Origin of the sequence: Salinivibrio sp. PR5 (assembly GCF_001996085.1) — a bacterium.
GTDB classification, from domain to species: Bacteria; Pseudomonadota; Gammaproteobacteria; order Enterobacterales; family Vibrionaceae; genus Salinivibrio; species Salinivibrio proteolyticus.
In genome coordinates this window covers 1-6,466 of sequence record NZ_MUFK01000072.1, presented here as the reverse complement: position 1 = coordinate 6,466, position 6,466 = coordinate 1, and the positions used below count along the sequence as shown (strand labels likewise).

Below are 6,466 nucleotides of genomic sequence, written 5' to 3'. Positions count from 1 at the left end.
GTATAGAAGTGATATAACTAGTTGAATTACTTGGTTTTTTAGGGATATGGACAATGTACTCATCCTACACTGAGTACTTGGTGAATCACCCTAGGTATAAAAGAGGTCTGTGTTTAGCTACAAGTTGGGATCTTCAACCGCAAATGTTGTTCTCGGCGAGTGAGCTTAAGGCATGTCCTCAGTTAGTTTTTCATATGTTTCCAGTTCAGAGTGTAATAATCTGGACTTTGAATATTCTGTTTTGGGGTGGTATGGCTTGGTGCTACATAACTTAAGCTAACACATATGAGCCCTTCTCCGGTCAATAGGCAATAGCATTTTTTGGCTGCGCCAGCAGCCAATGCTCTCGAACAACAAAGTCGTCTACTTCGCTCTGTCATTTCCGCCATTAAGTCATTGCTTGCGGCAAACACATATAGAAGGTCTCTTACTGCGGTCTCACCGCTGCCTGCCAATCATGTGACAGGGCCATTAGACATTACTTCCCGTTCCCACGCAGGAGCGTGGGAACGAGTTAATCTAGCTTTAGTTAACAGAAAAGGAGTGGATTAATGAATGGTAAAGCATTTGAGAATTGGCAAAAATCGCGAAAGAAAGGATGTTTAAATTGGCTTTTTAGAACAACTTTCGTCACAGCCACTTTGTACATGATTTTTAATGTTATTTTCCTTTATCCATCCTCTGATGCGGCAAGTATTACGATTTTCTTATCGGATAATGCTCTTAATTATTTTATTTATACGATCGGGATGTTTTTCGCATTTTGGGCTATTTGGCTATACAATGAATCTTCGTATGAGAAAGAAGTTAAACGTAGAAATGTCGCCTAATAAATAATAAGTGTCGCGTAGCCGACACTTTATTTGGGAGTTGAACAAGCCCGTTGCTTTATTAAGTAAATAGCTCGAATGTGCATAGGTGGGGCTGCGTCTGGCACTTTTTTCAGCACGAGCGCAGCCAAGAAATGAGCAGATAAGACGTTACTTCAATACGTTACGTAACGATGTGGTTTGTGTCGGTTTGCTCTCCTGTGTTTAAATGAATGCCATTCTCCTTATTCTATTCGCCTTTCGGCTACCTCGGTCGTGTCACGCCCACGCAGACCATGAACCGCTCCCAGCACGTAGGACAACATCGTGTTGTATGCTGCTCAGAGGTCGCCTCAACGGGCAAGGTCTGGTGTGCCATGTGAAGCAACATGAATCGTCATTAATTCATTGCTTACGGCAAACACATATAGAAGGTCTCTTACTGCGGTCTCACCGCCGCCTGCCAATCATATGACAGGGCCATTAGACATTACTTCCCGTTCCCACGCAGGAGCGTGGGAACGAGTTATAGAGAATGACTTTTCCGTGGTCATCCACCACGTGAAAGGAAAAGTGCTGCTTGGCGAGATCAACGCTACAAAAGAATTGAGTAGACATGGTTACCTCCAGTATTAAAGACCGCACTTAAGTGTGGCAGATCTTCAAGAGGGGGAATCCATGTCATTCGTTATAACGCTACAGGAGTACAGAGTGAAAATAGGCATTGTTCAGATGCAAATGAGATGGAGTGTTGCACAAAACCTTTCGACAATATCTGGGTACATTAAAAGGCTAGGTGCACTAGATGTCTTAATTTTCCCTGAACTCGCATTAAGTGGCTTTCATAGAAATATAAAAGCTGAATGTAAAGAACCCTTAATTCAAAATGCCATAGTCGAACTACAAAAATTAGCGAAAAAGTATCGAACAAGTCTGTTTTTTGGTGCACCTAAAGTAGTTGGGTTAAATGTGTTCAATAGTTATTTTTGCATCAGTAAAACTGGTCAGGTCATAGCACAATGGGACAAGGCTGGATTGACTGAAAGTGAATCCCAGTTTTTTGCTAAAGGTGGTAATAGAAGCGTATTTGAGCTTGATGGCACTCGCTATACTACGGTAATTTGTCGAGAAGTCGAGGATGCTGACTGGTTTATTTCTCAAGTTCGTTCCTGCTCTCCAGAAATCATAGTTTGGCCTAGCTATATCAGGCAGAGCGGCAATGACAATACCTTAACGGGCTATTTTTCAGCGGCTTCTGAAATAGCTAAGGAACTCGATGCGTTTGTTTTACAGTGCAACTGGCCACAAGCGCTCAACGCTCAGAACATTCGTGGATTAGGTGGTAGCCGTATATTTGGAACCGATGGTAAATGTCTTTTGTCCATGCCTGTAGACCAACTTGCGATAAGTATCTTGGAGTTTTCTAAGGGGGCGTTGAGGTTAGTTGAGACTATGAGTTCACTGGAAACCGCGTTATAACAAACGAGTATGTCGTCAATCCTAAATTTTAGCGAGGTTTTTATTCCACACCACGCCGTCTCTGAGCATCGCATTTAAGATCGCTACCATCTTACGTACACAGGCTATGATGGCGACCTTTCGGCTTTAGGCGGAGCGTATCGAGATACGCCGTTTTTAACGTGTAATAAATTAACGCGTGAAACAGAGTCATGGAGAATGACTTTTCCGCGGTCATCCACCGCGTGAAGAGAACAGTGGTACTTGGCGAGATCAACGCCACAAAATAATTGAGTAGGCATGTTTACCTCCGGTATTAAAGGCCGCACTTAAGTGTGGCAGATCTTCAAGAGGGGGAATCCATGTCATTCGTTATGCGCACCGGAAAATAATTAAGCTTCATAGAAGGAATTATAAGTGGACGATTTTTACATAGATCTAAAAGGATTGGCGGCATACTATGAAGTTCAATGGCTTGATAAACTTCGCTTAAGTGGGGTGTTTGAGCAATTGGAGAGTAAATCTAAGTACGTACCTGAATCGTTTATCTCCTCAAACCACACACAAAGTGTAGCTAAGTTTATTATTGAGTGTCTCGAATATGAAAGTATTAATCCTATAGACGTATTAGAGGTAGGGGCAGCTTTGGGGCGAAATAGCTACGAGTTAGTTACTAACATGCCAAGCATTAGTTCTGTAACAGTTGTTGAACCGTCTCACCGCTTGCTATCAAATCTCAAACAAATACTAATTGACGGTACTAAATGTGAATTTCCTTATATCAAGAGCTTGAAAGAGTTGGGGTGTTTGGATTTTGATACTTCAGAAATAGCAAAAGCATGTAATCATGTAGCATTTACTTTAATAGAAGCACCTTTCGAACATGGTGTGGTTACGAAAGAGTTTGATTTAACAGTTTGCCTCAACGTACTTGATCAATGTGAGTCGCCTAAAAATTTAGTAAAAGCACTAAAGGATGCAACTGTTTTTAATGGAGTGTTAGTTTTGTCATGTACTTATCAGTGGAACAAAAAGCATTTAAAAGAAGAAAGTGAAGCTGTTAATGATATAAACGACTACTTTGGCGAAGGTTGGGAAAAGCTATCTGAAGATGAACATGAATACAAGATAAGGTTTAACGAAAGGTATTCGTTACTATTTCTTTCTCATATAGTCGCTTACAAAAAAGTTGGTAGCTAACGCTTGGTCCGTACACATAAAAAACGACTATATTTTCAATCACTATATTTTGGCGAGGTTTTTATCCCATATCACGTCGTCTCTAAGCATCAAATTTAAGAACATCACCATCTTCCGCATGCAGGAAGTAATGGCGACTTTTTCGACTTTCGGCGGCGCTAATCGATATACGTCTTTTTTAACGTTTAATAAATTAATGCGTGAAACGGATTCATGGATAATGACTTTTCCGCGGTTATCCACCGCGTGAAGAGAAAAGTGGTACTTGGCGAGATCAACGCCAAAAAATAATTGAGTAGACATATTTACCTCCGGTATTAAAGGCCGCACCTAAGTGTGGCAGATCTTCAATAGGGGGAATCACGTCATTCGTTAGTTTGTTACAAAGAATCGGGAAGTATTAAGGAATATATGGAAATAGAAATAAGACCAGCCAAGGAAGACGAACTGGAATCTCTCCATTCTTTGGTTATTTCAAATAATGAATTAACAAAGTTTAATGGCCCTTACTTTCCTTATTCACATCCGTCACTAGAACAATTTGAGAAATCTTCATTTCAAAGATTATTAAATGGTTCAGACTTACAGTTAGTCACTGTAGATGATGTACCTGTTGGGACAGTAAATTGTTACTGGGAGTGTGAAGAAACTCGCTGGCTTGAAGCTGGTATCATCATTTACGATTTTTTTAAGAGAAATCTTCAGCGCCTGGCATTTTCAGTTTTAATCAGCTTTGGTACTTACGTACAGTGGATTAGCTAAGGGATAAGCGTTGTTCACACCTTAATTTGGCTCACTTTATTGGAATATTGAACGTTATGGATGATACTTCAGCAACTTGGCGTCAGTACTACGAAAAATCATTGTTACGCCCCCACAATTCACGCACTGAACTCGCCATTGAGTTGGATCAGTCTGGACTGAAAACCGCTGTTGATTGCGGTTGTGGAACCGGAAGTGAGATAGCGTATCTAGAGCAGCAAGGCTATCGGGTGTATGGCTTTGATATTAATCCAGACTCTATTGCGATATGTTCAGAAAGGTTTAGTTCAAAGCCGCTGGTTAAACTTTCAGAGTGCTCATTTGAGTCTTTCAATTATCCTTCTACTGGCATAGTGATAGCAAACTCAAGTTTGTTCTTTGCTGATCCGGTAGAGTTTAAAAATACATGGCGAAAACTTGCTTCTTCTATCGCGGTTGGTGGTGTTTTTGTAGGTGATTTTATGGGGCCTAGAGATACTTGGGCAACGAATTTTCGGTTACCGACGGCTCCGTTGAGTAAAGAACAAGTTGAGCTCTTATTTGAAGCGTTTGAAATAGTCAGTTTCAAAGAACGTGATGAGCCTGGCGCGACAATGGTTGGAGCCCCTAAGCATTGGCATATTTTTTCAGTGGTTGCTGTAAAATGTACATCATAATATGGTCACGTGATATACAACATTAGTAATGTAAGCTTTTTTATTAGATTGTAATGCTGGGCATTTTTCTTGTGTGTTGGCATTAGTGATAGATGTAAAAAAGTATACGGTTTCTTTACTATTGCGTTTCTCCTTTTTCCACAGAGAAGAATGGTAACGAGCCACACATTACTTTCAAGTACAAGGGAAAGAGTTTTTGAAGCAGAGTAGAAGTGAGTTTTGGTCAGGTGAGGAATATGATGCCCAGTATGGTAATTACTATTCGGATGAAATATCGTTCTTTCAGGATTTAATGCTTCATCGAAATATCTTATCCCTACTAGATGTCTGCTGCGGGACTGGCCTAGTAACAATTCCATTATCAAAGAAGTTATCTCATGCAGTAGGTATTGATTTTTCTCGTTCAATGGTTGATTTTGCGAAGTCTAAGTCATCAAATACTAGTAATGTCACGTTTTATGAAAAGGATGCCGTAAGTTTCGACTTAAAAAGCGTCTTTGATCTGATTATTATGACGGGAAATGCCTTTCAAGCATTTCTTTCAGATACAGACCTTTCATCCATGCTCGAAAATGTAAAAAAACACATGCACGGAAATAGTTTTTTTGTATTTGATTGTCGACTTCCATGTCCTAAGTACTTTGAAACAACACATAATTACGAATATTGGTCTTCCTACACGAGTTACAGCGGAGAAAACGTCGATGTATATGGTTTGGACAGCAGGCACCCAACATTAAGTAATACGATGTTGCATCGTGTAAGAAGAGAATATGAAAATGGTATGCAATATCAAAGCTATATCGAGCTTAAATATCGTTCAATTGACGAGATAGGCGATCGCCTTGAGCAACACGGTCTGCAGTTAGTAGAACGTTACGCAGATTGGAAAAAGACGACTTTGACTGAATCATCGACAAGCTTTGTGGGGGTTGTTAGGCCGCTATAACGAGATCATTGAGATCTCGCTGGACTTGTTCCTTTTCTTCAAAAGGTAGCTTTAGGCTGATTGAAGTTGATGGTTACGATGTCATCCACCACTTGAGCACAGACTGGCGTATAGCAAGTGCAACGCCAAAAATAGTGATATGTCTCACCTCGAGATGCAAAGCTTCATCTTAATATACAGCGTTGTAAGAGGGGAGTTCATGTCATTTTTATGCAATAAGGCATGTAAATCAAATAGATGCAATACCTAGAGGTAAATGTCAAGACAGCGATTATCGTTCACGGTTATGACGAGAATCATAAAGAAATTACAGAAACAGTGAATGAGGAGCAGTACGTCACAAAGCTTGTTGCGATCGAGAGGCTGCAGTCTGTTAGTGAGCAATATCTTTTAGTGACTGGATCGCACGGTCGTATGATGTACTGGGAATATGACGAGGCGTTGTTTCCTAAATCATTGAACTTATCATCCGAGCCGCGATCAGATCATCAACGCCTCAAACAGGTCACCGATGATGAGCAAAGCCAAGTATAAAATCAGCAATTGGAAGCAATACAATCAAGCACTGATTAATCGTGGTTCGATTACCTTTTGGGTTGATGACGCCGCTATCCAGACTTGGCACTGCAAAG

The 6,466-nt window shown here is 40.6% G+C and carries 5 protein-coding genes and 6 pseudogenes; 7 read left to right on the top strand and 4 right to left on the bottom strand.

Annotated elements, in window-relative coordinates; all coding sequences use genetic code 11:
* Window positions 1–551 precede the first annotated feature (551 nt).
* A complete protein-coding gene (locus BZG82_RS15620) occupies window positions 552–830 on the top strand; it encodes a hypothetical protein (protein WP_077766271.1) in 279 nt (92 codons plus the stop codon).
* A gap of 244 nt (window positions 831–1,074) precedes the next feature.
* Here the strand turns inward: BZG82_RS15620 and BZG82_RS16780 are convergent.
* Window positions 1,075–1,200 (bottom strand): annotated as a pseudogene (locus BZG82_RS16780) (IS91 family transposase); the annotation flags it as partial.
* Window positions 1,201–1,520: 320 nt separating this feature from the next.
* Here BZG82_RS16780 and BZG82_RS15615 point away from each other — a divergent pair.
* The gene (locus tag BZG82_RS15615; RefSeq protein ID WP_077766272.1) at window positions 1,521–2,288 is read left to right on the top strand and encodes a carbon-nitrogen hydrolase family protein; all 768 of its coding nucleotides are present in this window, start codon (window positions 1,521–1,523) and stop codon (window positions 2,286–2,288) included.
* A gap of 21 nt (window positions 2,289–2,309) precedes the next feature.
* On the opposite strand, the pseudogene BZG82_RS16275 reads toward BZG82_RS15615, so the two are convergent.
* Window positions 2,310–2,411, bottom strand: a pseudogene (locus tag BZG82_RS16275) (IS110 family transposase); the annotation flags it as partial.
* A gap of 41 nt (window positions 2,412–2,452) precedes the next feature.
* Window positions 2,453–2,569 (bottom strand): annotated as a pseudogene (locus BZG82_RS16270) (IS110 family transposase); the annotation flags it as partial.
* 115 nt (window positions 2,570–2,684) lie between these two features.
* On the opposite strand from BZG82_RS16270, the gene BZG82_RS15610 reads away from it, so the two are divergent.
* Window positions 2,685–3,467, top strand: a complete 783-nt coding sequence (locus BZG82_RS15610; RefSeq protein ID WP_077766270.1) for an SAM-dependent methyltransferase — start codon at window positions 2,685–2,687, stop codon at window positions 3,465–3,467.
* A 186-nt stretch (window positions 3,468–3,653) separates the two neighbouring features.
* Here BZG82_RS15610 and BZG82_RS16265 read toward each other — a convergent pair.
* Window positions 3,654–3,770, bottom strand: a pseudogene (locus BZG82_RS16265) (IS110 family transposase); the annotation flags it as partial.
* A 108-nt stretch (window positions 3,771–3,878) separates the two neighbouring features.
* On the opposite strand from BZG82_RS16265, the pseudogene BZG82_RS15600 reads away from it, so the two are divergent.
* The 4 genes and pseudogenes from BZG82_RS15600 to BZG82_RS16260 all read left to right on the top strand — a co-directional run.
* A pseudogene (locus BZG82_RS15600) lies at window positions 3,879–4,202 on the top strand (GNAT family N-acetyltransferase); the annotation flags it as partial.
* A gap of 83 nt (window positions 4,203–4,285) precedes the next feature.
* A complete protein-coding gene (locus tag BZG82_RS15595; protein WP_077766268.1) occupies window positions 4,286–4,885 on the top strand; it encodes a class I SAM-dependent methyltransferase in 600 nt (199 codons plus the stop codon).
* Between the two features lie 196 nt (window positions 4,886–5,081).
* On the top strand, window positions 5,082–5,834 hold the full coding sequence (locus BZG82_RS15590; RefSeq protein ID WP_077766267.1) for a class I SAM-dependent DNA methyltransferase: 753 nt from the start codon (window positions 5,082–5,084) through the stop codon (window positions 5,832–5,834).
* 514 nt (window positions 5,835–6,348) lie between these two features.
* A pseudogene (locus tag BZG82_RS16260) lies at window positions 6,349–6,466 on the top strand (IS5/IS1182 family transposase); the annotation flags it as partial.